27 protein-coding genes, 1 tRNA gene, 1 pseudogene and 1 other annotated feature are annotated in these 26,641 nt (G+C 37.7%); of the genes and pseudogenes, 17 read left to right on the forward strand and 12 right to left on the reverse strand.

Features of this window, described 5'->3' with window-relative positions; translation table 11 throughout:
* The first annotated feature begins 14 nt into the window (after positions 1 to 14).
* The 3 genes from BUB93_RS10105 to BUB93_RS10115 all read left to right on the forward strand — a co-directional run bounded on the left by BUB93_RS10105 (position 15) and on the right by BUB93_RS10115 (position 3,967).
* On the forward strand, positions 15 to 1,520 hold the full coding sequence (locus BUB93_RS10105) for a right-handed parallel beta-helix repeat-containing protein (RefSeq protein ID WP_073271686.1): 1,506 nt from the start codon (positions 15 to 17) through the stop codon (positions 1,518 to 1,520).
* A gap of 171 nt (positions 1,521 to 1,691) precedes the next feature.
* The gene (locus tag BUB93_RS10110; protein WP_073271689.1) at positions 1,692 to 2,876 is read left to right on the forward strand and encodes a right-handed parallel beta-helix repeat-containing protein; all 1,185 of its coding nucleotides are present in this window, start codon (positions 1,692 to 1,694) and stop codon (positions 2,874 to 2,876) included.
* A gap of 77 nt (positions 2,877 to 2,953) precedes the next feature.
* Positions 2,954 to 3,967, forward strand: coding sequence for an LCP family protein (locus BUB93_RS10115; RefSeq protein WP_073271691.1), 1,014 nt, complete (start codon positions 2,954 to 2,956; stop codon positions 3,965 to 3,967).
* A gap of 17 nt (positions 3,968 to 3,984) precedes the next feature.
* On the opposite strand, the gene BUB93_RS10120 is transcribed toward BUB93_RS10115, so the two are convergent.
* Complete coding sequence (locus tag BUB93_RS10120; RefSeq protein ID WP_242945501.1) at positions 3,985 to 4,548, reverse strand: biotin transporter BioY; 564 nt, start codon at positions 4,546 to 4,548, stop codon at positions 3,985 to 3,987.
* Between the two features lie 149 nt (positions 4,549 to 4,697).
* Positions 4,698 to 4,895: a binding site (T-box leader), on the forward strand.
* A 42-nt stretch (positions 4,896 to 4,937) separates the two neighbouring features.
* Between BUB93_RS10120 and proS the strand changes: the two genes are divergently transcribed.
* From proS to BUB93_RS10135, 3 genes are all read left to right on the forward strand, one after another.
* Positions 4,938 to 6,377, forward strand: a complete 1,440-nt coding sequence (gene proS / locus BUB93_RS10125) for a proline--tRNA ligase (RefSeq protein WP_073271694.1) — start codon at positions 4,938 to 4,940, stop codon at positions 6,375 to 6,377.
* Between the two features lies 1 nt (position 6,378).
* Positions 6,379 to 6,954, forward strand: coding sequence for a xanthine phosphoribosyltransferase (locus BUB93_RS10130; protein WP_073271697.1), 576 nt, complete (start codon positions 6,379 to 6,381; stop codon positions 6,952 to 6,954).
* 54 nt (positions 6,955 to 7,008) lie between these two features.
* Positions 7,009 to 7,085, forward strand: a tRNA-Arg gene (locus BUB93_RS10135).
* A 404-nt stretch (positions 7,086 to 7,489) separates the two neighbouring features.
* On the opposite strand, the gene BUB93_RS10140 is transcribed toward BUB93_RS10135, so the two are convergent.
* The 11 genes from BUB93_RS10140 to BUB93_RS10190 form a co-directional block, all read right to left on the reverse strand.
* Positions 7,490 to 8,407, reverse strand: coding sequence for a BRCT domain-containing protein (locus tag BUB93_RS10140; protein WP_159432079.1), 918 nt, complete (start codon positions 8,405 to 8,407; stop codon positions 7,490 to 7,492).
* Positions 8,408 to 8,609: 202 nt separating this feature from the next.
* The gene (locus BUB93_RS10145; RefSeq protein ID WP_073271704.1) at positions 8,610 to 9,023 is read right to left on the reverse strand and encodes a hypothetical protein; all 414 of its coding nucleotides are present in this window, start codon (positions 9,021 to 9,023) and stop codon (positions 8,610 to 8,612) included.
* A gap of 761 nt (positions 9,024 to 9,784) precedes the next feature.
* On the reverse strand, positions 9,785 to 10,021 hold the full coding sequence (locus BUB93_RS10155; protein WP_073271708.1) for a cold-shock protein: 237 nt from the start codon (positions 10,019 to 10,021) through the stop codon (positions 9,785 to 9,787).
* A complete protein-coding gene (locus BUB93_RS10160) occupies positions 10,018 to 10,374 on the reverse strand; it encodes a hypothetical protein (RefSeq protein ID WP_073271711.1) in 357 nt (118 codons plus the stop codon). Before BUB93_RS10160 ends, BUB93_RS10155 begins: the two co-directional genes overlap by 4 nt.
* Positions 10,375 to 10,522: 148 nt before the next feature.
* Positions 10,523 to 10,708, reverse strand: a complete 186-nt coding sequence (locus BUB93_RS10165) for a hypothetical protein (RefSeq protein ID WP_073271714.1) — start codon at positions 10,706 to 10,708, stop codon at positions 10,523 to 10,525.
* A gap of 190 nt (positions 10,709 to 10,898) precedes the next feature.
* A complete protein-coding gene (locus BUB93_RS10170) occupies positions 10,899 to 11,303 on the reverse strand; it encodes a hypothetical protein (RefSeq protein WP_073271717.1) in 405 nt (134 codons plus the stop codon).
* A gap of 27 nt (positions 11,304 to 11,330) precedes the next feature.
* Positions 11,331 to 12,650, reverse strand: a complete 1,320-nt coding sequence (locus BUB93_RS10175; protein WP_073271720.1) for a replicative DNA helicase — start codon at positions 12,648 to 12,650, stop codon at positions 11,331 to 11,333.
* A gap of 12 nt (positions 12,651 to 12,662) precedes the next feature.
* A complete protein-coding gene (locus BUB93_RS10180; protein WP_073271723.1) occupies positions 12,663 to 13,397 on the reverse strand; it encodes a hypothetical protein in 735 nt (244 codons plus the stop codon).
* A 102-nt stretch (positions 13,398 to 13,499) separates the two neighbouring features.
* Positions 13,500 to 13,691, reverse strand: coding sequence for a MerR family transcriptional regulator (locus tag BUB93_RS10185; RefSeq protein WP_073271726.1), 192 nt, complete (start codon positions 13,689 to 13,691; stop codon positions 13,500 to 13,502).
* Positions 13,688 to 13,843, reverse strand: a complete 156-nt coding sequence (locus BUB93_RS11395) for a hypothetical protein (protein ID WP_159432080.1) — start codon at positions 13,841 to 13,843, stop codon at positions 13,688 to 13,690. The genes BUB93_RS10185 and BUB93_RS11395 overlap by 4 nt, the downstream gene beginning before the upstream one ends.
* 66 nt (positions 13,844 to 13,909) lie before the next feature.
* The gene (locus BUB93_RS10190) at positions 13,910 to 14,110 is read right to left on the reverse strand and encodes a helix-turn-helix transcriptional regulator (RefSeq protein ID WP_073271728.1); all 201 of its coding nucleotides are present in this window, start codon (positions 14,108 to 14,110) and stop codon (positions 13,910 to 13,912) included.
* A gap of 148 nt (positions 14,111 to 14,258) precedes the next feature.
* On the opposite strand from BUB93_RS10190, the gene BUB93_RS10195 reads away from it, so the two are divergent.
* The 11 genes and pseudogenes from BUB93_RS10195 to BUB93_RS10245 all read left to right on the forward strand — a co-directional run.
* Positions 14,259 to 15,152 carry a helix-turn-helix domain-containing protein gene (locus BUB93_RS10195; protein WP_073271731.1) on the forward strand — a complete coding sequence of 298 codons (894 nt, stop codon included), beginning with the start codon at positions 14,259 to 14,261 and terminating at the stop codon, positions 15,150 to 15,152.
* Positions 15,153 to 15,167: 15 nt separating this feature from the next.
* Complete coding sequence (locus BUB93_RS10200; protein WP_073271735.1) at positions 15,168 to 16,337, forward strand: tyrosine-type recombinase/integrase; 1,170 nt, start codon at positions 15,168 to 15,170, stop codon at positions 16,335 to 16,337.
* Between the two features lie 655 nt (positions 16,338 to 16,992).
* On the forward strand, positions 16,993 to 17,889 hold the full coding sequence (locus BUB93_RS10205; protein ID WP_073271739.1) for an HNH endonuclease: 897 nt from the start codon (positions 16,993 to 16,995) through the stop codon (positions 17,887 to 17,889).
* A 161-nt stretch (positions 17,890 to 18,050) separates the two neighbouring features.
* The gene (locus tag BUB93_RS10210) at positions 18,051 to 18,482 is read left to right on the forward strand and encodes a hypothetical protein (protein WP_073271743.1); all 432 of its coding nucleotides are present in this window, start codon (positions 18,051 to 18,053) and stop codon (positions 18,480 to 18,482) included.
* 286 nt (positions 18,483 to 18,768) lie between these two features.
* Positions 18,769 to 19,668 carry a mechanosensitive ion channel family protein gene (locus BUB93_RS10215; RefSeq protein ID WP_073271746.1) on the forward strand — a complete coding sequence of 300 codons (900 nt, stop codon included), beginning with the start codon at positions 18,769 to 18,771 and terminating at the stop codon, positions 19,666 to 19,668.
* 268 nt (positions 19,669 to 19,936) lie between these two features.
* Complete coding sequence (locus tag BUB93_RS10220; RefSeq protein WP_073271750.1) at positions 19,937 to 21,967, forward strand: BglG family transcription antiterminator; 2,031 nt, start codon at positions 19,937 to 19,939, stop codon at positions 21,965 to 21,967.
* Positions 21,968 to 21,980: 13 nt separating this feature from the next.
* Positions 21,981 to 22,253 (forward strand): PTS sugar transporter subunit IIB, encoded by a 273-nt coding sequence (locus tag BUB93_RS10225; protein ID WP_073271753.1) that lies wholly within the window; start codon positions 21,981 to 21,983, stop codon positions 22,251 to 22,253.
* A 39-nt stretch (positions 22,254 to 22,292) separates the two neighbouring features.
* Positions 22,293 to 23,669, forward strand: coding sequence for a PTS ascorbate transporter subunit IIC (locus BUB93_RS10230; protein WP_073271756.1), 1,377 nt, complete (start codon positions 22,293 to 22,295; stop codon positions 23,667 to 23,669).
* A gap of 145 nt (positions 23,670 to 23,814) precedes the next feature.
* Positions 23,815 to 24,351: a DUF4256 domain-containing protein gene (locus tag BUB93_RS10235; protein ID WP_073271759.1), complete on the forward strand. Its 537-nt coding sequence runs from the start codon at positions 23,815 to 23,817 to the stop codon at positions 24,349 to 24,351.
* Positions 24,352 to 24,787: 436 nt separating this feature from the next.
* A complete protein-coding gene (locus BUB93_RS10240; RefSeq protein ID WP_073271762.1) occupies positions 24,788 to 26,065 on the forward strand; it encodes an O-acetylhomoserine aminocarboxypropyltransferase/cysteine synthase family protein in 1,278 nt (425 codons plus the stop codon).
* 381 nt (positions 26,066 to 26,446) lie between these two features.
* A pseudogene (locus BUB93_RS10245) lies at positions 26,447 to 26,641 on the forward strand (sigma-70 region 4 domain-containing protein); the annotation flags it as partial.

Raw genomic sequence — 26,641 nt, forward strand, 5'->3', positions numbered from 1 at the left:
AGGGAAACAAAGCAATGAAAAAGAACAACAAAAGCTTTATTTTTGTCGGAATCAGTATGATTATACTCTTTGTCATGGTCGGAGCAGCATTTGCGAATCCGGGACAATGGTTAGACACAGACGACAGCGCAGACACTAGTATAAGTCAAAGCGATAACACTATAGCAAACGAAGACAAGCCGGCATCTGAAAAAATCAATGATGCAGAAGAAGAGACGGAAAAACAAGAAGAAGAAAAAGAAGCAGAAAAAAAGGTTGAAGCAAGTGACAAAAAAGATGCAGAAAAATCAGTTGCAAGCACTGAATCTTCAGCTTCCAAATCAACAAGCACTTCATCCACAAGCACGTCAACGGCAAACACATCAACAGCTTCAAAAAGCAGCAGCACAAGTACTCAAAGCACCGCGACTAAAACTGAAACAGCAGCTCCAAAGACTGAATCGACAACAAGTAGTGTCGAAGCAACAAGAGGAGATACCAGCGTCAAACTGGTAGCAGGAGCATATTTTGTAGCGACTAGCGGGAACGATTCAAATCCTGGTACACAGCAACAGCCATTTAGGACCATACAGAAGGCTGCAAATACAGTTAAAGCTGGGGATACAGTCTATATCAGAGGCGGCACCTACAACGAAAAGGTGGACATGCAAACCTCAGGGACAAGCGGCAACTATATTACATTTAGAAACTATCCAGGTGAAAAGCCGGTCGTAGACGGAAAAGGAATCGACTGGGGATACAACTGGAACAGCCTCGTGAACATTAATTCCAAGAGCTACATAAGGCTTGAAGGCCTAAGGGTGATCAATTCCAGATGGGCGGGAATAGGCTCCACCAGGGTAGAGTCTAACTCCAACTATATTCAGGTAATAAACTGCTCTACATCCAATACGAGGGCGTCGGGAATAGCATTTTATACTGCAACAAATATTACAGTTGACGGAAATTCAGTAGAAAAGGCTTGCACGGCATCTGGTTCTCAAGAAGCGATTTCATTTTCAAATGTGAATGGCTTCGTAATCAGAAACAACAGGGTATTTAACATAACCAACAGCGTCCAGGGAGCTGGCGGTGAGGGGATTGACGCAAAGGAAGGGTCTTCAAACGGAAAGATATACAACAATACAGTCCACGACATCGCAAAGATCGGAATATACATAGATTCTTACAGCAAGACCTCAAGCAATATCGAAGTGTACGGAAACAACATATACAACTGTGGACAGGGAATAACCGTAGCGTCTGAAAAGGGCGGAACACTGAGAAACGTAAACATATACAACAATACCATTAGAAACTGCAGAGTTGGATACACTGTTGCAGGCTGGGATTATAATTACAGAAGTCCTATGGACAATATAAAATTTTATAATAACACCATATCTGGTGGGAACATTCGTTTGAACAATCCAGATGCAAAAAGAATCTTTATTACAGGAAACAGATTAACTGGTGGAACCATAGTAATGGACGGAGGAATTGAATCAGAGACCACTATTGAAGGGAACACAATTAATTAATCATTTTTTAAAGCATCATGGGCATTAATTACAAGATTGTCAATAAAAAATGGTAAAGTGTAGTATAATAAGAATATAAATTGTTAAGCAAAGCCCCAAATTGTAGGTTAAGAACATCCGACAATTTTGGGGCTTGTTGCGTATATTTTTATGGAAAGAGGCGCTGATAAAATGAAACGTATAAAAATGCTTGCTGCTATGGTTTTGTTGGTTATACCTGTTTTATTCCTTGGCTGTAATTTGGACGTTGAGGAGGAACAAAACGTTTATTATGTTTCCACTCAAGGGAATGATGAAAGCCCTGGTACTTTTGACGAGCCGTGGAGAACCATCCAAAAAGCATCAGAAAACATGGTGGCAGGAGATACGGTCTACTTAAGGGAAGGGGTTTATAATGAAGCGGTAACAGTGAGCACGTCAGGAGAAGTGGACAATTATATAACTATTTCAAATTATCAGGACGAAACAGTTGTAGTTGACGGTGAAGGAATAGACTGGGGATATAACTGGAGCAGCCTCTTTGACATAAATACTCAAAGCTATTTAAGAATTGAAGGCATAAGGGTAATTAACTCCAGATGGGCGGGGTTTGGATCTACTACAGATGACAAGGGATCAAGTTATGTTGAAATACTAAACTGCTCCACCTACAATACTCAAGCCTCAGGAATAATATTTATGAATGCAGAAAATATAATCATAGAAGGCAATTCAATAGAAAGAGCAAGCATCAACACATCAGGCTCACAAGAGGGAATATCCTTGGATAATGTGGATTACTTCGAAATAAAAAACAATAAAGTATTTAATTTTACCAACGATGTCCCAGGTAGAGGAGGAGAGGCGATAGATGCCAAGAACGGTTCCTCTTATGGAAAGATTTATGGCAACGAGGTCTACAATATACCTAAGATAGGAATATACATAGATTCATATGAAGGGGAGCAGAAAGATATAGAGGTGTATGACAACATAATATACAGCTGCGGACAGGGTATCACCCTGGCAAATGAAAAGGGAGGATATCTAAGGGACGTAGTTGTTAGAAATAACGATATATCCTACTGCAGCTGGGGCTTGGCCATAGGAGGATGGAACGATGGATACAGCCACGAAATGGAAAACATATCTTTTGTGGACAATAAACTCACGGGAATCTCAAGATCTGGGATATACCTAAATAATCCGGACGCAATAAATGTAGTTATAAAAGGCAATCAAATTCAAGGAACGTCTTCATACGTTCCCATTCGACTTAATGGTGGTAATTTAAGTGAGACCGTTATTGATGGTAACTATTTTGATAGAATAAGTGGTGATCACCCTGTTGGAACAAATTATAATATGCTTGAATAAGCTGAACTCGTTAAAATCACGCTAAAAAAGGGTATATATTAAATACGAAAGTCACCTGAAGAAAGCGGATGATTTTAATGAAAAAAAGGAAGCTGCTCATAATCATTGTAATAGTGTTGATATTTGCATTGGGAGCTTCAATCAAGTACATTTACGATTCAACGGATTATCAAAACGTTTTGGTACCGGAAACAGGAGATGAAAATACTGCTCAAGCTCCTAACGATAAGCCAGATGACGAAAAAGCAGAAAATGAAAAAGCACCGAAACAGGAACAGAGCCTGGAAGATGAAGGCAGTTACATTGATGATTTGAATACATCTTCAAATACGATAACACTGATGATGCTGGGCATAGACGAATCAGAGGACAGAAATATAGGCATATACCGCTCAGATGTAATAGTAATAGCAAGGATGGATCTTGATAACAACTGGATAAAAGTGCTCAGCATACCGAGAGATACATACGCGTATCTTCCGATTAGAGATAGGATGGACAAGTTGGGACACGCATATGCTTTTGGCAGCTTAAACGGCTACGGTCCCCAGGCAAGTGCAGAGGCTCTTGAAAATTTCTTGGAGGATATAAAAATAGACTATTACTTTGCCATCAAGATGGATCCAGTTCCGGGAATAGTTGACGACATTGGCGGAGTGAAGGTAGATGTTGATGTAAATATGAGAGATGCCCGCAGAGGGATAGAGATCAACAAAGGAGAACAGGTATTAAACGGAGATGAAGCCATGCTCTACATTCAGTGGAGAAAGACTCCAAGAGGTGATATAGACAGGATATTACGGGTTCAAAACTTCACATCCTCGATGTATAAACAGCTGAGGCAAAACAATCAGATGATAGAGGCAGCCAGGATTATCCTAAACTACAGATCAGGCATAGAGACAAACCTCTCGTCAAGGCACATGATTGCTCTTGCTACTTACTTCAATCAGCTTCCGGAAGGCGCTGTGACTTACTATACGGTTTCTGGGAGATCTCAGATGATAAATGGAACAAGCTACTGGATAGCAAATGAAAATGACGATGAGATAGACGAGTTTTTGGACCAAAAAAAAGGCGCCGGCAGCTAAAAACCGGCGCCCTTGACTTAAACTGTATCAAGGCTTCTTCTAACCATTGGAACCCTAAGAGCCAGAACGCTTCCCAAGAAGCAAGAGAGAATATCTCCAGGCAAAGGCAGTAAGAATGCGTGCAAAAATAGCACTGATGGATTGACGTTTAGGCCTAAAACAAAACTTGCAAGTAAGTAGTAGTAAACAAATCCTAAAACGTATACTATTAGTAAGCCTGTGATGCTTGCTTTTATATATCCTAATAGGTTTCTGTTTTCTTCTTTCCGGGTCATCTTACCTGCCACATATGCTGCCAGGATAAAGGCAAGCAGATAACCGAAGGTAGGCTGGAATATATAACCGATGCCTCCGCCGTTTGCAAATACGGGAAGACCAATAAGACCCAGAATCACATAAATGGTTACGGATAAAGCCCCGTATATTGGTCCAAGCATCATCCCTGCCAGGTTGGTAAACATGAACTGCAGGGTAAAAGGTATCATGGGTACAGGAACTCTAGTTAGGGCTCCAACTATTATAAGTGCTGAAAAGATGGCGCAGTATATCATGGTTCTTGCGTTTAGTCTGTTTGTCTCCAATTAGGTTCACTCCTTTTTGATTTAAGATAATTATAGACTATCAAAACATTGGTGTCAACCTAAAAACTAGAAGAGGTTAACGAGTGTCCTTTGAAGTATAAATCGATTGACATGAGCCTAAAGGTTTTTTATAATAGAGCTTAATTGAATACTTGGCGTTGAAAAGGAATATTAGATGAAAAACTAAATTTACAGAGAGCGGATGTTGCTGGAAAATCCGTATTTTAGATTGTCGAACCCGCCTTGGAGCCGCATGGAAACATGCCGCAGCTTTGCGTTATAAAGATGAGCAGAACACATTTAAGTGTTAATTAAGGTGGTACCGCGGATAATCTTCCGTCCTTTGTTGGATGGGAGTTTTTTTATTTTATTGAAGGAGGATTTATAAAATGGGCAAGAAACAAAAAGTTGAAGCCATTACGCCTATGGATCAGGATTTTGCGCAGTGGTATACAGATGTAATTTCAAAAACAGAGCTGGTAGATTATTCACCAGTAAAAGGGTTCATGGTAATAAGGCCTTATGGATATGCTATATGGGAAAATATTCAAAAGGAATATGATAAGAGGTTTAAGGAGACAGGGCATAAAAACATGTATTTTCCTCTTCTTATTCCAGAGAGTCTTTTAAAGAAGGAAGCAGAGCACGTAGAAGGATTTGCCCCTGAAGTTGCCTGGGTTACCCACGGTGGGGACAAAGAGCTTGGAGAAAGACTTTGCATAAGACCAACATCAGAGACGATTATATGCAGCATGTACTCCAAGTGGTTGAATACTTACAGACAGCTGCCGTACTTATTCAATCAATGGTGCAGCGTGGTAAGGTGGGAAAAGACTACCAGACCTTTCCTAAGAACATCTGAGTTTTTATGGCAGGAAGGGCACACTCTTCACGAGACATACGATGAAGCACAGGAAGAAACTATGCAGATGCTTGAGATATACAGAGACGTTGCTGAAAAACACCTTGCTATTCCTATGGTAGTAGGCAAAAAAAGCGAAAAGGAAAAATTTGCGGGAGCTTATGCGACATACACCATGGAAGCCTTGATGCACGATGGACAGGCACTTCAGTCAGGAACCAGCCACAATCTTGGCCAGCATTTTACCAAGGCATTCGACATAACTTATCTTGATAGGGACAATAACCAAGCTTATCCATATCATACTTCATGGGGTATTTCTACAAGGCTTATCGGTGCGCTTATCATGGTTCACGGAGACGACAACGGTCTTGTGATGCCGCCTAAAATCGCGCCTACACAGATAGTGGTCATTCCGATTGCTCAGCATAAGGAAGGCGTGCTTGACAAAGCATGGGAAGTATTTGATGGACTTAAAGAGAGCTTCAGGGCTGAGATAGACGACATGGATGGTTATTCACCTGGCTGGAAGTTCAATCAATGGGAGATGAAAGGTGTACCCATCAGGCTTGAGATTGGACCAAAGGACATCGAAAATGGACAATGCGTCCTTGCAAGGAGAGATACTGGAGAAAAGATCCAAGTTGCGCTTGAAGATGTAAGTTCAGAAGTAGAAAGACTGCTGGATGAGATCCAAGACAACCTGTTCCAAAAGGCACTTAATATGAGAGAAGAAAAGACCACAACGGCAGTAGATATGGAGGAGTTCAAGAAAAACATCGCCGAAACTCCGGGATTTGTTAAGGCCATGTGGTGTGGGAGCCGCGAGTGCGAGGATAATATCAAAGAAGCTACAGGAGCGACACTTAGATGCGTGCCTTTTGATCAAGAGACCATTGGAGAAGGAAAATGTGTATGCTGTGGCGAAAAGGCTGACCAAATGGCGTACTTTGCAAGGGCTTACTAAGATGGAGACGCTTAAAAATAGAATCCTTGAGGATGGAGTCGTCTTGGGCAATGACATCCTCAAGGTAGATTCCTTTTTGAATCACCAGATAGACGTGGAGCTTTTCAACGAGATAGGAAAGGCTTTTAAAGAACACTTTAAAGACAAGAAGATTGATAAGATTCTTACAATAGAAGCATCGGGAATAGGACTTGCATGCCTAGTGGCTCAGCACTTTAATTGCGTGCCGGTAGTCTTTGCCAAAAAAACAGAATCTTTAAACTTAGATAAAGATATCTATTATAGTGAAGTATATTCATTTACCAAGAAAAAAAGCTACAAGGTGATGGTATCGAAAAAATACTTAAAAGCAGGAGAAAATGTCCTGGTAATAGACGATTTTCTAGCCAATGGAAAAGCGATGCTCGGCCTTGAAGATATCTTGAACCAGGCAGGAGCGAAACTTGCAGGTGTGGGGATAGTCATCGAAAAGGGCTTCCAAGGTGGAGGAGACGATATTAGAGGCAGAGGAATAGACCTAAAGTCCCTTGCTATTGTAGATTCCATGGAAGATGGCAGGATAAAGTTTAGAGAATAAAAAACTAAAGTTTTTCTTCTAATCAAAACAATTTATGGTATAATACATAATGATGTGCCCGTAGCTCAGCTGGATAGAGTGTCTGACTACGAATCAGAAGGTCGGGGGTTCGAATCCCTTCGGGCACGCCATTAGCAAGGGTTTCAGGACTTTCGGGTCCTGTTTTTTTATGCAATTAGCCACTTTTTAGCCACGGAAGAATATGGAATTAACTATTTAGCCACTATTTGACGAATAAAGGGCCTATAGTCGGCGGGCTCAATTTTGCGCTCGGCTGTTCTTAATGTGGTACTTTTGCCACGTTGTTTTCAGGCTATGTCATTTAGCTATGAAGGTCTTTCTGGTTTCAATGGGAATGTTTGTACAATGATAGCTGAATGTCGAAAATTCGACATTGAACGGATTCAATACCTCTGGTTAATCTGTTTTGCGCTATCTTTTGCCTCTTGATATATCGTGAGAGCCTCATATTTGCCTATATTCAAGCTTTACTAGTCGTGTTTGTTCGTTTGGAACATAAAGCTTGATTATATTCTCAATTGTCCTTGATTATATCCAAAAAGACATTTTCACTTAATATTTGAATTTCATGACCACTCAAATATAAGCTTTCAGCCTTTTTAAGTTTTATACTTTTGTCATCTTTTATTTTGGAATAATCAAAATTACCAAGAATCAAATAATTCGTTTGCTTGTTCACATTGTTTTGTGCAATCCCACCCATGTTTACAACTATTTGCGCAGCTTCTTTTCTCGTGAAATTTTCAAGAGATCCAGTGAAGCAAAAATATTTATCATAACAAATATGATCAGAGCTGATTTGATCAGGGGATAAAGGCTCAAGTGTTGCAAGATTTATTTTTGAATTTGACTTACGTGGCTTACAGGAAGTTTTTCTTAAGTCGATACCTTCACTTTCAATTTTGCGCACCGTTTTTATAAAGCACTCATTTGTAACATGGCAATCGTTTAGGGCTCTGTGAATGGTTCTTGGGTCAACTTCAAGATATTTCATAACAGTATCTAGTCGATGGTTTTCAAATTCAGGATAGATTTTTCGTACCAGTCGCAGATTGTCGATGAAGTCGTTGTCAAATTCTTTAATGTGTTTACTATTATCATAAACAAAATTGATATCGAAATTGACATTGTGTCCTACGACAATATCATCACCGATAAAGTTTAAAAACTCAGGGATCATCGCTTCGATTATTGGTTGGCCTTTTAACATTTCGTTTGTGATTCCTGTTTTTTGGGTAATAAACTCATCAATTGGAAATGTGGGTTCAATTAATGCTTGAAATTCATCGACCACCTGGAAGTCACGAACTTTAACGGCAGCTAACTCAATAATTTCATCATATCGTGGATCTAGCCCGGTTGTCTCGATATCAATAACTGTATAATTTGGGATTATGTTCATCAGGGAAGATCCCTTGCATCTTTCACTCATTTGATTCATCTCCTTTAATTTTAGTTTTATATATTTTTAATTATAACAAAAAAACAAAGGAATATAAGAAAATATTTACTTTTATATTAAATAATTATTTGTATCAATAAAAACACATAAGCCCTTGATGTTCATAGGTATTAACACTTGGGTGGCATTAAAAAAAGCCCTTAAAACGCAAATGTGGGCTTAGTTTTTTTGTTCAATCTGTGATTATATTGTGAAGATCTCTTTTAAAACGCTTATGGCATGATGAACGATTTTTCCCTAACCACTGGCCAATATCATTCCAGGTATTGCATCTGATAAACCGTCCAAAGGCTAGTAGGTAGAAGTCATAATCAATCAAGCCTTTATCTCGGCACTTGTCAAGGTAAGTCAGTATCTCCTTGTATGCCTTGGCGTACTCGTTTATCTCATCATTCAGCATCTTGGATATATCGGCGCACTTAGTGGCTGTATCTCCCGTTTTATCGCTCCTGAACCCTCCCTGTACGTTGTCTAAGCGTGGTCTGCTTGATATAAGGGTTCTAGCTCTTATCTCTTCCAGTTGGTCCTTAAGGTTTTCTATTCGCTCTCTTCTTTTAGGAAGTTGCTCTAATTCTTGCAATGTCATATAATCACCTCACTAAAAAGATACATGCCCAAAGATTTACCCCTGGGCACGTTCAAAATTTCTCGGTCTATCTGTTTCTTCTGTCATAGTCTCCACGACTTCTCACGAACTCCATAAACGCATCTTCTTCCGGGTCACTCTCTAGACCTTTTGGCAATATGTCTAAAAGTTTATTAATTAACGCTTGGTAGTTCTTGATCATGGTATTATATAAATCAGCTTCAGCAAATCGTTTGATTCCAAACTGGTTGGCTCCGTTCTGGTACTTCTCGTTGCCCCTTCTCGGCTTATTGTTTCGGCTAGGTCTTGAAGTGTTACGGCCATGAATGCAGCATTTTCTATTAAACGATGTACTGTGTTTAACTTGTCCTTTGGTATGTCCTTAAATATCCTTTTAAGCCTCTGATGCTCTTTTTTTTATGAGCTGTTCCTTTGTTTGAACGGTCAATTTATCACCTCGAATCATGTAATATTTAAAATATAAACTGTCGGATTGTTTGTCCTGGTAAAAATGGATTGATAACTTTAAATGTCGTTAAAAGCTTGTTTATCCTTAAATGAATTAATTAAAGCTTCTAAATCCTTGGATTTATCGCTACTGGTAATGAAATTTTTACTACACCCTTATGCGAGTGCTCGGTCAGTAACAGACATTTACCCCCGCCGGTCCTGAATTTTTCTATGTTTTTTTTACGACCCAGGGGGCTACCTCCTTAAGGAAAATAGGTGGTTCTCATTTCCCTGGGGAATATACAGATCTATTATCCAATGCCTTCGGCATCTATTTTTTCTATTCGGAAGGCTTCAAGTCCCTTGTCGCTTTCGGCTCCAATGAATTTGAGTAAGTCGCCTTTTTCTATTTGATTAAAAGTGTCTGGATCTATCAAATTACTAGCATGAAAGTAGCAAGATTTTGCGCTGCCCATGTCTGCAACAAATCCATAACCTCTGTCATAGAAAACTTTTATTACGATACCTTTTTTACTTAAGTTTGTCATTTGAGGTTCATCTCCTTATTGGTTTCATTGATGTTTTCTATTGGCAATGCCTTTAAGATCTTATCCGTTTCGGCTAATATCTCGTTTGCATCACGGACGTATTCTTTTGCTATGTCGATAAAGTTGAGAATTATATCGTAGTCAATCAACCAATTAACCGATTCTTTCTGTCGCTCTCTCGTATGGCCTTCATGTTTTATGTCTTTGGTCCAATCAAGAATTAAATTTAAATCGGGATTGTTTGAATACCCATATTCTGCAATCCAGTGAGACAGCATAAAATCGGCTTTCTCTAGTTTTAATATACCTTGCTCTAGTGAATTTCTTGCTTCAAATTTTATTTTAGTTTCCATTTTTTCTACTCCTTTTTTTAAAATATTTTTTAGAAATTTATATAACGAGGTGGCAATAATATGACTCCACAAGATTTCGGTCAACTACTTCTTTGCCCTTTTTTAAGAAGTAAGAAATGTCAGGGTATTTGTTTTTCCAGTCATAACATCACCCGAACAGAGCTTCAATGCTCATATAGGGGAAGAAGTTCCCTTGTATCTTTATGGCTTCTGTGAAGGTCACGGTCTGATTTTTTATCTTGGCTTCGATTTCCTCACTTGTCGCGCCTAAAAAAGTCGCTAAATCGCTTGATGTTACGTGATTTGTTTTCATTTCCTGTATCAAGTTTTTCATTTTTCTAATCTCCTTATTTTCTGTTTTGGTAAAGTTAGCATATTAATTTATGTTTTGAAGTGCTGTGAGAAGCCCATAATCGCCCATATTAGGGTATTAATTGATAAATAGGATAAAGTATTAAGCGAACATGTGTTCTTAGCTTAAATCGGCATTTAAACGCTTGAAAGCTTTTGAGTGCTTCCAGGTGCTATTCAATTACCTTGGTGATTATAAACTTGCTTAGTTCATTGCCTGATTCTTTGAACATGAAAGTTAATTCTAGTTTGTTATCGTCTGTCTGCTCGCTGAATAGTTCAACACCATCAAGATTCATGCCGCCACTTATCCAGTTTGGTATAAATCCTAACGGTACGCCGTTGTTTATTTTCTTTAGGCTTTCAATCAGTTCTTCGGCTTCATCATCGGTATAGCCTTTTTCAATCAAGAGCGCATCAGCCGATTCGTAAAGCTGCTCGATCACTGCTTCAAGATAACCAATTTCTTTTTCTGCTTCTTCGGTGCTTCCTGTGATTGTTTTGAATGCGTCCATGGCTTTTAGTGATTCGATTTGATAAATTAATTCCTTTTCTGTTTCTGTTAGTTGTTTTTTCATTTTTCTAATCTCCCTTGTTTTTTATTTTTATCTCAAACTATCCCTGAAATCTGATAGTGAAATAAACCTTAGATATTCACCTTGATAGACATTTAAGAACCTTCCTGTCGCTCCATCTCTTTGCTTATCGAGAATTATTTCTACCAATTCGCTTCTTGCTTTTTTAATGCTTTTAAACTCTGATGTTGTTGTTTCGTTAGCTTTTGTCCATTCTGCTTTTTCGCTGTCTGTAGGTTTGTGGATGTAGATCACGTTGTTAGAATTTTGATATATCGCCTTAGACTCTCTCATAACCCTTTCGCCCTTTGGTCGATGATCGCCCATCTCGTCATTCAACTGTGACAACTGAATAATTGGAATCTTGAATTCTTGAGTCATTATCTTTATTTCTCGTGAAATGGTGGCCACTTCTCTTTCTCTGCTGGCTTCGTTGGTCTCCGCTGTTAAGAGTTGAAGATAATCAATTATTACTAAGTCGGGTTTTAGTGCTCTTATTCTTTTTTTGATGCCTGTAACCGTGCTGACCTGATCATTGATGAACAGGTTTTTCTTTTTTTTCATGTCTTCAAGAAGTTCGCTTGTTAAGCCCCATTCGTCACTTGACATTTTTGTGCCTGCCCTAAATTTGCTTGCATCAAGTCTTGCCCTGGGAGATAACATTCTAGCAAGTATCTGAGTGTCGCTCATTTCCCGGCTGATGAAAAGTGCCTTCTTGCCCCTTGTTTCAAAGTTTCCGGCAACCTGCAATGCGAGGGCTGTTTTCCCTATGCCACTTTTAGCAGCTATAGTCGTTAATTCGCTAGGGTGCAATCCGTTTGTAAGTCTATCAAGGCCATATATGCCGTAGAAGTAGTTTTGTCTTTCTTCGGGTGTCTCATGGCTCTTTAGGCGTTTTTCAAAGCGTTCTGCCACACTTGAGATATCATCGCTGTAATCTTCGTTGATTGTCACTGTGTCTATTTTGTGTGCTAGTGCCGTGTTGATTAAATCAACGTCTTCATCAGTTGTGGCTAATTTGTTTAGGGCTTCCCTTAAAAGCTCGATGGTGGTTCTGCGAGTATGAATTTTTTTAAGTGTCTTGATGTTGCCTTCGATGTTTACTGGCATGGTACTTGAAATCAATTCCCCAATGTATGCCGGTAATATGCTGTTGCCGTTTGCTTTTGCTTTCCTGGTAACTGTTGCAAAGTCAGGTTTTATTCCTTCTTTGCGTAGATCTTTGATAGCCTTTGCTATTGTTAGGGTATCTTTGTCTGTAAACCACTTTAAATCAAAATCTAGATTCGGTTGAGTGGTTAAGAGTGCTCCCAGTATGTTTTCCTCAATCGTTTTATCGCTTAAATCCAACCGCCATTCCTCCTAACCGTATTTTTTATTAATTTCTTGGAATTCTTTTATAATTTCGTCCTCTTCTTCTCTTTCTGTTGGCTGATAGTTGTCATCTAGGTAATCAACGTAACCGACATTGAAGAACGTATCTCCTTGCTTGATATATTGTGTGTCTCTGCCCTTGGTCTCATCTGTGTATCTCTTTATAGCTCTTTCTAGTTCTTCGTAGCTAAACTCTTTTATCAACTTAGGTATCTTAGCCATTGCTTTAGCTTTGCCTTTTTTCTTGGGGTAGATGCTCCATAATTGCTCCGCCATTTGCGCATAATCTTTATTGTTAAGATTGTTAAGATTGTTAAGATTGTTGTTTGTGCCAAAGGTGTTGTCGGACTTGTTGCCAATCCTGATGCTATCCTTGATGACGGTGCCTTCTTGATAAACTTGTTCAATGTCCCACCCTATCAAGGTTATAACTGAAAATTTGTTGTTGGAATTGATGCTAATGATGTTATTGAACTTAAGTTGATTAAATAGGTCGTTTGTTGTTGATGATTTAAAGCCTAATTCTTTAGATGCTGAGTGCCTTCCGGTGACAAACTGGCCGGGTTTGAGATTGACAATCTGTCTGCCCACAACTTGGTCAACTTCCTTATGGGTAGCTTTCAGCAAACACCAGGTGTACATTTTCCACAACTTATCTGATTTGAATATCTGATTGTCCATCATCTTTCTGTGCAAACACACCCAACCCGTACTTTTCTCCATTCTGTCACCTCCTTGCAAATAGCTCCTCGATATAATCTAAATGCCATTCATTTAACACATATGCTGCACCTACTGTAATGAATAAAAAACCCAATCCGTCTATCATAACCCTTTGCCTGCCTTTGTTCTCTCGTCAATCCAGGCATCCATCATGTCTCTGTTAAGTTTTGTGACAGTTCCGATTTTAATTATCGGCATGGTTGGGTCTACTCTCGCAAGCTCTCGTAAGCGTTGGGTACCTATCCCAAAAGCTTGGGAAGCTTCTTTGATGCTAAGAAGTTTCTTTTCTTTCATCTCGTTTTACCTCTTTTCTTAGTTTTATTTATAATTTCTTTAACTGCTTCATATGGGGTTGGATCAGTATAAAGTGATACACTAACTTTAAGGTCAAACATTTCTTCTCTGTGCTTCTTTTTCTTATTTGTCCTCTGTCGTTCACGTGACATAATCACACCCCCTGGGCATAGTTTAGCCCCTGATTGCTCCGGATAGCCTTTCGACTCACGGAGACTTTACTCTGTTTCGTTGAAGAATAAATCTTTTATGTCTGCATCTAGTTCTTTGGCAATTTTGATCATTAGATCTCTAGATGGGTTAGCTGCGTTCTTTTCTATTTTTGATAAATACTGTTGAGAAATTCCAATGCTCTGTGATAAATCCATTTGTTTGATGCCTCTTTCAACTCGTTTTGCTTTGATTGTGTACTTGCCCATAATCTCACCCTCCCTCCAAACAAACTCTAGTTTATATTTGAAGTATACATTACAAACTACAGTTATGTCAAGAAAAACAATAAGCTGTAGTTTAAAAAATGATTGCGATATATAAACTGTGTGGTATTATTAGATTGAGGTGATATATTTGATCAAGGAAAGATTGAAAGAATTAAGGGAAAATAGAAAGATTTCTCAAGCAGAGTTGGGAAAGGAAGTTGGAGTTTCTGGCGCGTATATCCAGCAGTTGGAAAAGGGCGTTAAAAAAAATCCATCTCTTGAAGTTGTTTTAAAACTAGCATCCTTCTTCCAAGACGATTTTTATTACCTGATTGGGGCTAAGCAAAATATCGACACCTTCATGCTTGATATAAATGCGATAAACGATTATGCGCATAGGTATGATATTGATTACAATAAATTTCTAAACCTAACGACTGAAAACGACGTGTATGAATCGGAACCGAATATCAAAAGGCTAAGGATGTCTTTAGGCATGAGTGCGGAAGAGTTTGCCGATGCCATAGAAATTAAGCCAGAAGATTTGTATTTTTACGAACTGGGAGCATTGGCGCCGTTACATGTTTACATCAAGATGGCGATTATATTGAACGTTCCACTCATTGAAGTCATCGAACATACAAGTTATATGCGCATAATCGGTGGATATTCAATTTTCTTTTTCGATTCCTTGGAAGGATTTCAAAGTGAGTTCAAAGGTAAGCTCGACAAAGAAACGTATGAAGAAGTATTGAGGTTTATGAAAAAACACGAATCCCTTCTTCAGCAAAGGAGAAAAAACATTAACCATCAAGAAATCAATCAAGCCATGCACGATTTGAAGAGTATATATGTATACCTGGGGTGTGTGGAAGAAGTCAGCAGCGAAGTTCTTTTAGAAATAATTCAAGGAGAAGACACAAAACATTTGTTAGCATATCTTTACGACAAATACAGATACAAGAAAGATTTTTCAGAAATTAAATCTGTTAGATGGGTTCCATTTCACGCTAAAGAGGAAAAAGAGGATAATAATAACTAACCCGGAGGTGATACCATGGCCAGAGCACCAAAAACAAACAGCCGCATAAACAACAACGACTATTACCGCACAAGGCTTAAGATTGGCACAGACGAACAGGGCAAATTATTATATAAAAACTTCTATGGCAAGACTAAGGGAGAAGCAGAAGCAAAGAAGAAACAGTATGCTAAGGAGCTTGAAGAGGGCATAAACCCTGATTTGGGCGCCCAATCCCTTGATAGAGCCTTGTATAACTGGCTATGGAACATCGAGAAGCTTTCGGGGCTTAAAAGCTCTACATTCGAGCGTTACGAGGGTATATACAGAAATCATATAAAAGGCACACAGATAGCCGTTCAGCCTGTGAAGCTGATAAAAAAGTTAACCCTACAGAAGCAATACAATGACATGATCGCACAGGGAAAGACCATATCACAGGTTGAAAATATTCATAAGGTATTAAGAAAGTTCTTCAAGTTTGCACTGTCAGAGGACTATATATCAAAAGATCCAACGGTAGGGGTAAAGCTGCCAAAGACAAATGAAGCTGATTACGATTCGGAAGATAGAGACATAGAAGTATTCACAAAAGAAGAAATAAAGACCATACACGCTAATCTTGAAGATGAGAAGCTGCGCTATGTCGCTTTGTTTTCACTGTTTACCGGTTTAAGGCTAGGGGAGATACTGGCACTTGAAAAGACCGATGTAAAAGACGGGTATGTTTATGTAAACAAGTCATTAAGCGTTGTAAAGACTTTTAGTGATGAAAAGAACTATCACTATGGGGTAAAGGTAATCAAGACAAAAACAAAAAGTTCAGTAAGAGAAGTGCCTATTCCCAATCCGATGCAAACAGAGCTTTCAAGGCTTAGCATACTGGTTAAGAAGGAAAAGCTTAAGCTTGGTTCTGCTTATGAAGAAAACAACCTTCTTTTCCCATCACTAACCGGGACATATATAGACAAGCGCAATTTTACCAGATCATGGACCAGGTTTTTAATAAGGGTAGGGGTAGAGCACAAGAAGTTTCACGCATTAAGGCATACATTCGCCACCAGGCTTATTGAAAACGGGGTACCTATAACCACAGTATCAAAGTTGTTGGGTCATAGCTCCATACAGACTACAGAGATATATACCCACGTGCTGAAAGAGGAAAAGGAAAAGGGCATAATGACGTTAAACGATATGCTGAAATAGACGGGTCCAAAAATGGATTCGCCACCAAAAGTATAATTAAGTGCTGGATATATGCTTAAGTGATTCCGCTTAGGCATATTTTAATTTGATATGGTTTGAATGACATTGCTAAAAGCCTTCAGAGGCTCAAAACAAAGAGAAAATAAAAAAGTAATATAAATAGGCTTAAAATGAATAAGTAGGCTTAAAACGCATATATAAGCCTTAAATCAATAAATCGCACATTTCACCATTTTAGTGATTTTTGTCGCCACTGAAATTAGCCACTTAATCGCCACTTGTGTACGAAATAATGCAAAACTATTTAACACGTTATAAAACTAAAAGCCTTGATAACAGTACGTTTTGAAGAAATAAAGAAAGCTATAAAACGATTGAACTAGAATCAGAAGGTCGGGGGTTCGAATCCCTTCGGGCACGCCATTATAAAACGCCTTAGTCGTCAGACTAGGGCGTTTTATAATATGTATAAATAAAGGTTTTCGAACCTGCCGGTTTCATAAACCTCGTAGGGGGCCAAAATAACAAAATTATATTTAAAACACAAATACAATTTTGTTATACTATTACTAAGTATTTGTAAATGAGAAATATCAAGAATATAGTCAAGCACCAATATTAAGCTTGACTCAGATTCTGGTTTTGGGGTGGAATTATGGGATATGAAGCTTGGTATAATGAAATTAATTCGACAAAAATTAATAGACAACACGGACAAGTTAAAATATACAAACTCATTCTTTTGATTTGCATGCTTTCCAGAGGAAAAAGCAAATGGTTCATGCCGGTTAAAGCTGAAGAGGTAGCATTGGATTTCTATAGATATCTAACAGACAATACGGAAATTCGAGATTTATCATTTGGAGATTCGGGTAAGAGAAAGTACTTTGATTTTTTTGATAAAAAATATATTATACATCTGATTGAATCAAATCCCATGAAATATTGGGGTGGCAGCAGTTTGTACGGACATGCCAGATTTGATGGTGAATATTTTTGGATTGATATTGATATAAAATCCAAAGATTGCACGATTGTATATGAGATGACAAAAGAATTATGTATCAGACGTATAGAGTATGAAACGGGGATTCCATTCGACAGCCGGGTAGATTTGCAAGATGAGTATAAATACCTGGTCAGTGAGACTGAAAAACTGGGAATTAAAGAAACAGAAAAAGAGTTCATCATAAAGGGGAGGATAGGTCAAGAGAAATTTAGAAACAGGCTATTAGAAAGATATGACAGGTGTATGCTGTGTGGAGTTAGAAATTACTCATTGCTCATTGCAAGCCATATAAAGCCTTGGAAGGACAGCCTTGATTTTGAGAAAATTGATACAGATAATGGATTTATTTTGTGCCCTAATCACGATAAGCTATTTGACAAAGGATTATTAACTTTTAAAGACTCAGGAACGAGCATGATTTCTAAAAAGCTACATGGAGATATTGATAAGTTGAACGTCGATAGAAGAATCATTTATGAACTTTCTGATGGCAACAAGAGATATTTAGACTGGCATAGGAATATTGTGTTTGAAAGAGAGTGAGATAAAAACGCTCATTATGTGTATCTCATTTTTTTTAGATTTTATTAATTATGTTAATTGTAGCATCTAAGAGATTTAATACTACGCTCAAACTGATAGAATTGAAAATATTGGGTATAAATCAAATGTGAGGATAGTATTCTATTAAGGGAGGTATTGTGATGAGTTTAAAAGACGGCGTAAAGAAAATTTTTGGTTCAGCAAAAGACAAAAGTGAAAAAATAGTTGATAAGACAGAGGACAAGGTTGACAAGGTAAAAGATAAGGCGGATGATAAATTTGAAAAAGCAAAGGATCGGGCGGAGGATTCTTTGAAAAAAACCAAGAACAAGCTTAAGGGCATTAAAGAAAAATCTAAAGATAAAATTGAAGAGTTGTCTGAAAAAGGCGAAAAAATTAAGGGCGAGATAGACGACAAGGTAGAAAAAGTCAAAGATAAAGCTGATGAGTTGAAAGAAGAAACAGCTGAAAAAACTGAAAAAGCAAAGGATAAAGCTAAAGAACTTAAAAAAAAAGCTGAAGGTAAAGTTGAAGAAGCAAGAGAGAATTTGAAAGCAGCAGTTGATGATGTAGATGATGAAAAAGAGAAATAAAAAGCGATAATAAGTTCAAGCCGGTCAAATTGATCGGTTTGTTTTTTTGATTTAAAAAAATATGATAAAAATATTTTACAGAGTCATCACAATATGTGGTATAACCATGACCAATAAATATATATTGAAAAATGGGAAAGTCGAGGTATTTTGAAATATAAAAGACAGGATAATCCAGCACAAACTCAATAACAAATAAAATTTGATAGAGAGCGCATGAAAAAGGGTAAATATTCTTTGATTATAATTTTGTTAAATATATATTGGTTTTTAAAGGGGTAATGTCATGGAAAAATATTTGGAGCTATTTATAGAAGAACCTTCGATAAGAAAACTTGTTGTTGCAGTAATCGGAGCTTTTATAATCATAGTAATAAAAAATCTTATTAGAGCTCGATTGGGCAAGTATATTAAAGACAGAAGCAGTTCGTATAAAACAAAGAAAGCCGTTAATGTTGTGGGTTACTTTGCGGTCGTGGTATTTATAATGATTCTTTATAGTGATAGCCTAGGAGGAGTGACGGTAGTTTTGGGGATTGCAGGCGCCGGTATAGCATTTGCGCTCCAGGAGATTATTGTAAGCATTGCCGGTTGGGTCACTATCTTGACTAGTGATATTTATAAAACCGGCGATAGAGTTCTGTTGGGAGGTATAAAGGGCGATGTTATTGATGTTGGAATTTTGCGTACGACCATTATGGAGATAGCCAGCTGGGTAGATGGAGACCTTTATAATGGGAGGATAGTAAGAATAGGCAATAGTTTTGTATTCAAAGAGCCAGTTTATAATTATTCTTCTGATTTCCCTTTTTTATGGGATCAAATCAAAATTCCTATTAAATACGGCAGCGATTATAAGCTGGCAAGGAAAATTTTATATGATGTAGCTCAAGAAGTTGTCGGGAACTATTCAGATGAGGCAAAATCTTATTGGGATGTCATGGTAAAAAAATATTTAATAGAAGATGCAACTACACAGCCTATGGTGACTATGATAGCCAATGACAACTGGGTAGAATTTACATTGAGGTTTGTAGTTGATTACAAAAGGCGAGTTGTGGTTAAAGATCTCTTATTCACAAGAATATTGGAAAAAATCGAAAATGAATCAAAGAACATAGAAATGGCATCGGCGACATTTGAATTAGTAGAGATGCCTACCATTGAGGTAAAAACAAAACTCTAATTAAAAAATCCAAATAGAGATATAGAAACATCATTCAATAAAAAAGAATACCTCAAAATCCAACTACAATGTGAAGTGATCTAATAAGATAGCTCAGCATTGTAGTTTTATTATGTTCAGCTTTTGCGGGTAAAAGATAAATATAATCAAATAGTATAAAACTGTCTTGGGATAGGGTACAAGTGGGTGTCTCAAAAAGCGTGCAACCATTTGGACTTATCAAGGATACCGTTTACAAGCTATAATCTAAGACAAGAGGTGAAACAAATTGTTGGATTACAAAGATTACTACATGCTCAACCTACTATCACATACTTATCAAACCTTGAGCGTTGACGATTTGTCAAAGCTGATAGGGGTTTCGAGAAGAAGCATTTACTATTCATTAAATAAAATTAATGAATATTTGACTGCCAATGATTTGCCAGCAATTGAAAACCTGCGAGATGAAGGAGTGATATTGCCGGAAGAAACAAAAGATTTTTTCAAAAATGATATTCAAGATGCGCTGGATGGTGTTTATGTTTACACACAAAAAGAAAGAATCGCAATAGAGATAATGCTGATCCTTACAAAAACAAGGTTTTTGAGCATAAGCGATTTTGAAGAGTTATTCATGGTAAGCAGAAATACGATAATTTCAGATGTTAAAGAACTGCGTAAAATGATAGCAACTTTTAACTTGACATTAGAGTACGAACAGGGTTTGGGTTACTTTATAAATGGGACACAAATACGTATTCGAAGTGTTCTTCTGTATACATATTCATCGTACAACTACCTTTTTAAAATTAATCGATTTGATGTGTATGATGATCAGGAAGTTAAAAAAATACTTTGCCTATTAAATAGAGTAGAGGAGAAAAACTCAGTTTCATACGTCGCAGCAACGAAAGAAATTTTAGCAAAGTTGCTTGCCACTATAAAAAAACACAATTTTGAGAAGATGACATTTAACAAAAGCGACATAAAAACATTAGAAGAGAGTTCGGAGTTTCAAGGGGTAAACCATTACTTTAAATCCATATTTCCCATCGAAGAACAAAGATATATAACCCTTCAACTTATGGGACTTAGGGTTAATACACACCATGATTTTGAAAGCAGTGATGATGAGTATATCGACGAAATAGTAAACTTTATCATAAAAAGGTTTAAAGAGCTAACTCTAATCGATATAAAAGAAGAGAAGATATTGTATGAAGGACTTTATTTTCATATGAAAAGCGCATTGATCAGATATAAATACGGCATAATTTATGACAATGAGTTAAAGGAAGATCTCAAGGAAGAATACCAGGCGATTTATAGAATAAGCGAAATAATCTGCAAGGAACTAGAAGAAATTGTTGGCAACCCAGTTAATGAAGATGACATAGCGTATATGGCAATGCATTTTGGAGGACATCTAAAAAGAGAAAAAAACGAACTATCATTTCCAAAAATCTTGCTGGTTTGTCTAAACGGTATAGCAACTTCGAAACTGCTAAGAAAAGAAGTTGAGCATCTCCTAGAAAATATCGAAATAATTGATGCTGTCAGATTAGATGAAATTAAAGACTATGCAGATGATGTTGACTATATAATAACTACAGTGCCAATCGACATAAAAGATTATGCTCAAAAAACCCTTATGGTTTCTCCAATACTTACCGCACTAGATAGAGATAGACTGTTTAAAATTTTTAATAAGAACCAAAGAGGCTTTAACCTAGAGACGATGAAGCAGACCGTATACAAAAAGATAGAAAAAGAGTTTGACGAAGATATCGCAAGAAAAATAATTGCAATAGTAGACAAGGAATTAAATAAACATGTGGATTCTTTAAATATTTCCAAAAGGAAGGTACAACCGATGCTAAACGAATTAATAACTGAAGACAAAATCATAATTAAAGATAAAGTAGACAACTACCAAGAAGCTATTTATGAAAGCGCAAAGCCATTGTTGGAAGGAGGTTATATTGAAGATAGGTATTTAAAAAAAGTAATTCAAAACATTAAAGACTTAGGTCCATACATAGTAATAGCACCCAATGTAGCTATATCTCATGCAAGACCAGAAGATGGTGTAATCGAACTTGGGATGAGTATTTTAATTTTGGATGAAGCAGTAAGCTTTTCAAATGAAAAAGAACGGAATGCAAAGCTTATAGTGACGTTGGCGGCACCAGATGATGAATCCCACTTAAAAGCTCTAGGTCAACTCAGCGAACTTCTTATGAACTCAATGGATGATATGCTTGCAAGTAAATCAAAAGAAGATGTACTGAATTTAATAAAAAGATATTCAAAATGAGGAGGAGAAAGTTATGAAAAAAATAGCAGCTATATGTGGCTCAGGATTGGGAAGCAGCTTTATGGTGGAAATGAATATTCAAACAGCTTTAAAGGATTTGGGGTTTAACGACATCGAGGTAGAACACATGGACCTAGGCAGTGCATGGCCAGGCGTAGCAGACTTGATCGTTTGTGGTAAAGATTTAGAAGATAGCTGTAAACGCTTTGGAGAAGTGTTAGCACTTGACAATATCTTAGACAAGGATGAGCTAAAGGGAAAACTTGAGGCTTGGTTAAATGGGTAAGGTACTGTTTAGATAAAACAATTAAAGGAGACGATATTTATGGAAATGCTTATTCAATTTATAACGGACTTTTTAGGAACCCCTGCAATACTGGTAGGTGTAATAATTCTTGTAGGTCTGTTAGCACAAAAGAAAGGTGTTAGTGATGTTGTTCGTGGCACTATCAAAGGGGTACTAGGCTTTCTGATTCTAGGTGCAGGCGCGGGTGTTATTGTTGGGGCTATCGTACCATTCGGTTCACTATTTGGAGAAGCCTTTAATATGCAGGGGGTTGTACCAAACAATGAAGCGATAGTTGCTGAAGCGCTAGGTACGTATGGTTCAGCAACGGCAATCATTATGGTTGTAGGAATGATTGCAAATATTATAATCGCACGATTCACAAAGCTGAAGTATATATTTTTAACTGGACATCATACACTATATATGGCTGCAATGATAGCTATAGTATTGGTTGTTGCAGGATTTGAAGGAATTTTACTCTACTTGTTTGGGGGCATGGCATTAGGACTTACCATGGCGTTTTTCCCAGCTATCGCACAGCCTACGATGCGCAAGATTACAGGAAATGATGATATCGCTTTTGGACATTTTTCTACATTGACTTACGTACTGAGTGCAAAGATAGGGAAACTGGTAGGCAAGGGTTCAAAATCTACCGAAGAGACATCCTTCCCTAAAGGACTTGCCTTCTTGCGTGATAGCTCAATATCGATAGCGCTTACCATGATGGCAATGTATTTAATAGTTGTTATTATTGCAGGTCCTGCTTATACGGAGACACTCTCCGGTGGACAAAACTTCATTATTTACGCATTGTTGCAAGCGATAACATTTGCAGCAGGGGTATACATAGTTCTTCAGGGAGTTAGATTAGTAATAGCTGAAATCGTTCCAGCATTTAAAGGATTCAGTGAGAAGTTAGTGCCAAATGCCAAGCCGGCGCTAGATTGTCCGGTAGTGTTTCCTTTTGCGCCAAATGCGGTTTTGATAGGTTTTCTGTCATCATTTCTAGGAGGAGTCGTTGGTATGTTGATTCTTGTGCTTCTGAGAGACACAGCATTGAGTCCCATGGTGATCTTACCGGGCGTAGTGCCACATTTCTTTGTTGGCGCAACAGCAGGGGTTTTTGGAAATGCAACAGGCGGTAGACGAGGTGCAATCTTCGGTTCGTTTGTTAATGGATTGGTTATTACTTTCTTGCCGCTGTTTCTTCTTCCGGTACTTGGAGACCTAGGGTATGCAAATACGACTTTCTCAGATGCTGATTTCATAGGCGTTGGAATCCTTATCGGATGGGTAGCTACATTCAAAAAGGCATGGTTGGTAGGAGCTGTAATCACTACGCTGTTTGCTATACCTTTTGTACATGCAATGCTTAATAAGGACAAGCTGCAGGCAGTTGAAAAAAACTAGATAATCATTTTAAGGCATTCCAATATGGAGTGCCTTTTATATGTGTTGTCATCGTAAATATTTAATGAGATAATGATTCTAGGATATGTAGAAGAGTAAAGGCGATTTTTAATGAGAACAGCTTAGAACTTTAGGAGGAGAAGTCATGACTGAAAATGAATTGGTAGAAGTCTTAAAAGTACGGTTTGAAAAAAACATGAATCGTCATAAGGAAGTTAAATGGAAAGAGATTCAAAAAAAGCTTGAAGAAAGTCCAGAGAAGCTTGCATCTTTAAAAGAGATGGAATTAACCGGTGGAGAACCTGATGTTGTAGGTTATGATAAGTCAACGGGGGAATACGTTTTTGTCGATTGCTCAAAAGAAAGCCCAAAAGGAAGACGAAGCATTTGCTACGACCCAGAGGCTTTAGAGTCAAGAAAAAAAAACAAACCTATAAACAGTGCTTTAGGAATGGCAAAAGATATGGGAATCGAGATTTTAACAGAAGAAGAGTACAGAGGCTTGCAAAAGCTGGGAACCTTCGACACCAAGACTTCCAGCTGGATAAAAACTCCTGAAAATATTCGAAAGCTTGGTGGAGCAATGTTTTGTGATCGTCGATACGATACCGTATTTGTCTACCACAATGGAGCTGAGTCTTATTATGGAGCTAGAGGGTTCCGTGGATCGCTAAGAATTTAAGCAAAAATAGATAAAATTAACCCAACCACCTAAAAGTTATTATATAAAACGTTTAGGTGGTTTCAAATATCTATTATGAACAATAAAAGTAAGAGATCGTACTACGCTTTTCAACTTGGTCATAGGCAGTAATTGTTATCCGGTTAGCACAGGAATGATATGAAAAAGCCAAACGGTGAAAACAGGGTCTCGAAAAGTCTTGAGGAAGATGAATACATGCGCTATGGAAAAGAACATGCTCCTTAACAGATATGCCAAAGCATATGTGGATGCACTTAAGAGGTATTGATTGAATGTAAATAAAAGTTGACGAGCCCATTAGACATAGCTTTAAGCTATGTCTAATGGGTGTTTTTTTGTATTATTAATGATTCCCAGTTTGCTTTATACTAATAATCAAATAACTCTTAATGTTGAAATGTCAGGGGGAAGTTCAATGAAACATAGAATAGAAACAAAGTGCATCCACGAAGGTTGGAAGCCAAAAAAAGGAGAAGCAAGGCAGCTTCCTATTTATCAGAGCACTACATTTAAATACGATACAAGTGAGCAAATGGGAAAGCTATTTGACCTAGAGGCAGAAGGGTATTTTTACACCAGGCTGCAAAATCCTACAAACGACGCAGTGGCGGCAAAAATTTGCGAATTGGAAGGTGGAGTGGCTGCTATGCTTACTTCGTCAGGCCAAGCTGCAAATTTTTATGCAATCTTCAATATCTGTGAAGCAGGAGATCACTTTATATCTTCATCTGCAATATACGGAGGCACCTATAACCTTTTTGCGGTGACTATGAAAAAGATGGGCATAGAATGCACTTTTGTAGATCAAAATTTACCTGAAAGTGAACTGACAAAATACTTTAAACCAAATACTAAAGCAGTTTTTGGGGAGACAATTACAAACCCGACGGTTACCGTGTTTGATTTTGAAAAGTTTGCCAGACTGGCTCATTTCTACGGAGTTCCGCTTATAGTAGACAACACATTTGCTACTCCGATTAACTGCAGGCCGTTTGAATGGGGAGCTGATATTGTTACTCACTCAACAACGAAGTACATGGATGGACATGGAGCAAGCGTTGGAGGGTGCATCGTAGATAGTGGAAATTTTGACTGGAATGCTCATGGAGATAAATTTTCTGGTCTGACGTCTCCAGATGACTCCTATCATGGCATAACTTATACAAATAAATTTGGAAAAGGGGCGTATATAACGAAAGCTACGGCTCAATTGATGAGAGACTTTGGTTCATCACAGTCTCCACAGAATGCTTTTTATATTAATTTGGGCTTGGAAACGCTACATCTAAGAATAAGACAGCACTGCGAAAATGCGCTGGCTGTGGCAAGGTTTTTAAATAGAAGCGATAAGATCGCATGGGTAAATTATCCTGGATTAGAAGACAGCGTGGATAATGCACTGGCTAATAAGTACCTATCAAATGGTTCTTGTGGAGTATTGGCATTTGGAATAAAAGGGGGAAGAGAAAAGTCCATAGACTTCATGGATAATCTTAACCTTGCGTCCATAGTTACTCATGTAGCAGACAGCAAGACATGTCTTTTGCACCCGGCAAGTCATACCCACCGACAGTTGACTGACAGACAGCTTGAAGAAGCAGGTGTTGCGCCAGATCTTATTCGACTTTCTGTTGGTTTAGAAAATGCAAATGATATAATTGAGGATATTGGCCAGGCATTAGCACAAATATGATAATAATACGTACCGAAATAAACCACCTAAAAGTTATTATGTGCCAGGCTTTTAGGTGGTTTTAATGTTATAATACAGTTTGTTCCTTAAACAAAATGCATACAAATAACAATACAGGAAGGTGATTGAAATAGAAACTGTTAACAGCCAGTTTGTTTTGTCCATGCTTATTATAATTCTAGGGTATGGAATGAAGCAGATTGGATTATTAAAAGAAAAAGATAAAGAAACTCTATCAAGAATCGTATTTAATATAACGCTTCCGTGTTTATGGTAATCTAGAACTGCAATAAATGGCAACCAAAAATACAAAAAGTAATTGCCAGTACAAACCTTAAATAATACCCTATTAAGTGACTAAACTTGTAGGGAGGAAAGGAAGTGCTGACAATTACTCAAATCAATTATATCCGAGAATTATACTTTTTAGAAGGAAAAACTTATGCACAGATAAGTGGAATGACCGGCAAGAACTATCGCACAGTGAAAAGATACATAGAGATGGATGACTTCAATGAGCAAAAGCATAAGGCAAGTAGACCCAATAAGACTGATGAATTAAGGCCAATAATACGA

This window comes from Alkalibacter saccharofermentans DSM 14828 (genome assembly GCF_900128885.1).
Lineage (GTDB): Bacteria > Bacillota > Clostridia > Eubacteriales > Alkalibacteraceae > Alkalibacter > Alkalibacter saccharofermentans.

What these genes read in the sequence shown, in the direction of transcription:
- BUB93_RS10105 (WP_073271686.1), top strand. Translation starts at nt 15, where the DNA reads ATGAAAAAGAACAACAAAAGCTTTATTTTTGTCGGAATCAGTATGATT.
- BUB93_RS10110 (WP_073271689.1), top strand. Translation starts at nt 1,692, where the DNA reads ATGAAACGTATAAAAATGCTTGCTGCTATGGTTTTGTTGGTTATACCT.
- BUB93_RS10115 (WP_073271691.1), top strand. Translation starts at nt 2,954, where the DNA reads ATGAAAAAAAGGAAGCTGCTCATAATCATTGTAATAGTGTTGATATTT.
- proS (WP_073271694.1), top strand. Translation starts at nt 4,938, where the DNA reads ATGGGCAAGAAACAAAAAGTTGAAGCCATTACGCCTATGGATCAGGAT.
- BUB93_RS10130 (WP_073271697.1), top strand. Translation starts at nt 6,379, where the DNA reads ATGGAGACGCTTAAAAATAGAATCCTTGAGGATGGAGTCGTCTTGGGC.
- BUB93_RS10140 (WP_159432079.1), bottom strand. Translation starts at nt 8,407, where the DNA reads ATGAGTGAAAGATGCAAGGGATCTTCCCTGATGAACATAATCCCAAAT.
- BUB93_RS10145 (WP_073271704.1), bottom strand. Translation starts at nt 9,023, where the DNA reads ATGACATTGCAAGAATTAGAGCAACTTCCTAAAAGAAGAGAGCGAATA.
- BUB93_RS10155 (WP_073271708.1), bottom strand. Translation starts at nt 10,021, where the DNA reads ATGACAAACTTAAGTAAAAAAGGTATCGTAATAAAAGTTTTCTATGAC.
- BUB93_RS10160 (WP_073271711.1), bottom strand. Translation starts at nt 10,374, where the DNA reads ATGGAAACTAAAATAAAATTTGAAGCAAGAAATTCACTAGAGCAAGGT.
- BUB93_RS10165 (WP_073271714.1), bottom strand. Translation starts at nt 10,708, where the DNA reads ATGAAAAACTTGATACAGGAAATGAAAACAAATCACGTAACATCAAGC.
- BUB93_RS10170 (WP_073271717.1), bottom strand. Translation starts at nt 11,303, where the DNA reads ATGAAAAAACAACTAACAGAAACAGAAAAGGAATTAATTTATCAAATC.
- BUB93_RS10180 (WP_073271723.1), bottom strand. Translation starts at nt 13,397, where the DNA reads ATGGAGAAAAGTACGGGTTGGGTGTGTTTGCACAGAAAGATGATGGAC.
- BUB93_RS10185 (WP_073271726.1), bottom strand. Translation starts at nt 13,691, where the DNA reads ATGAAAGAAAAGAAACTTCTTAGCATCAAAGAAGCTTCCCAAGCTTTT.
- BUB93_RS11395 (WP_159432080.1), bottom strand. Translation starts at nt 13,843, where the DNA reads ATGTCACGTGAACGACAGAGGACAAATAAGAAAAAGAAGCACAGAGAA.
- BUB93_RS10190 (WP_073271728.1), bottom strand. Translation starts at nt 14,110, where the DNA reads ATGGGCAAGTACACAATCAAAGCAAAACGAGTTGAAAGAGGCATCAAA.
- BUB93_RS10200 (WP_073271735.1), top strand. Translation starts at nt 15,168, where the DNA reads ATGGCCAGAGCACCAAAAACAAACAGCCGCATAAACAACAACGACTAT.
- BUB93_RS10205 (WP_073271739.1), top strand. Translation starts at nt 16,993, where the DNA reads ATGGGATATGAAGCTTGGTATAATGAAATTAATTCGACAAAAATTAAT.
- BUB93_RS10210 (WP_073271743.1), top strand. Translation starts at nt 18,051, where the DNA reads ATGAGTTTAAAAGACGGCGTAAAGAAAATTTTTGGTTCAGCAAAAGAC.
- BUB93_RS10215 (WP_073271746.1), top strand. Translation starts at nt 18,769, where the DNA reads ATGGAAAAATATTTGGAGCTATTTATAGAAGAACCTTCGATAAGAAAA.
- BUB93_RS10225 (WP_073271753.1), top strand. Translation starts at nt 21,981, where the DNA reads ATGAAAAAAATAGCAGCTATATGTGGCTCAGGATTGGGAAGCAGCTTT.
- BUB93_RS10230 (WP_073271756.1), top strand. Translation starts at nt 22,293, where the DNA reads ATGGAAATGCTTATTCAATTTATAACGGACTTTTTAGGAACCCCTGCA.
- BUB93_RS10235 (WP_073271759.1), top strand. Translation starts at nt 23,815, where the DNA reads ATGACTGAAAATGAATTGGTAGAAGTCTTAAAAGTACGGTTTGAAAAA.
- BUB93_RS10240 (WP_073271762.1), top strand. Translation starts at nt 24,788, where the DNA reads ATGAAACATAGAATAGAAACAAAGTGCATCCACGAAGGTTGGAAGCCA.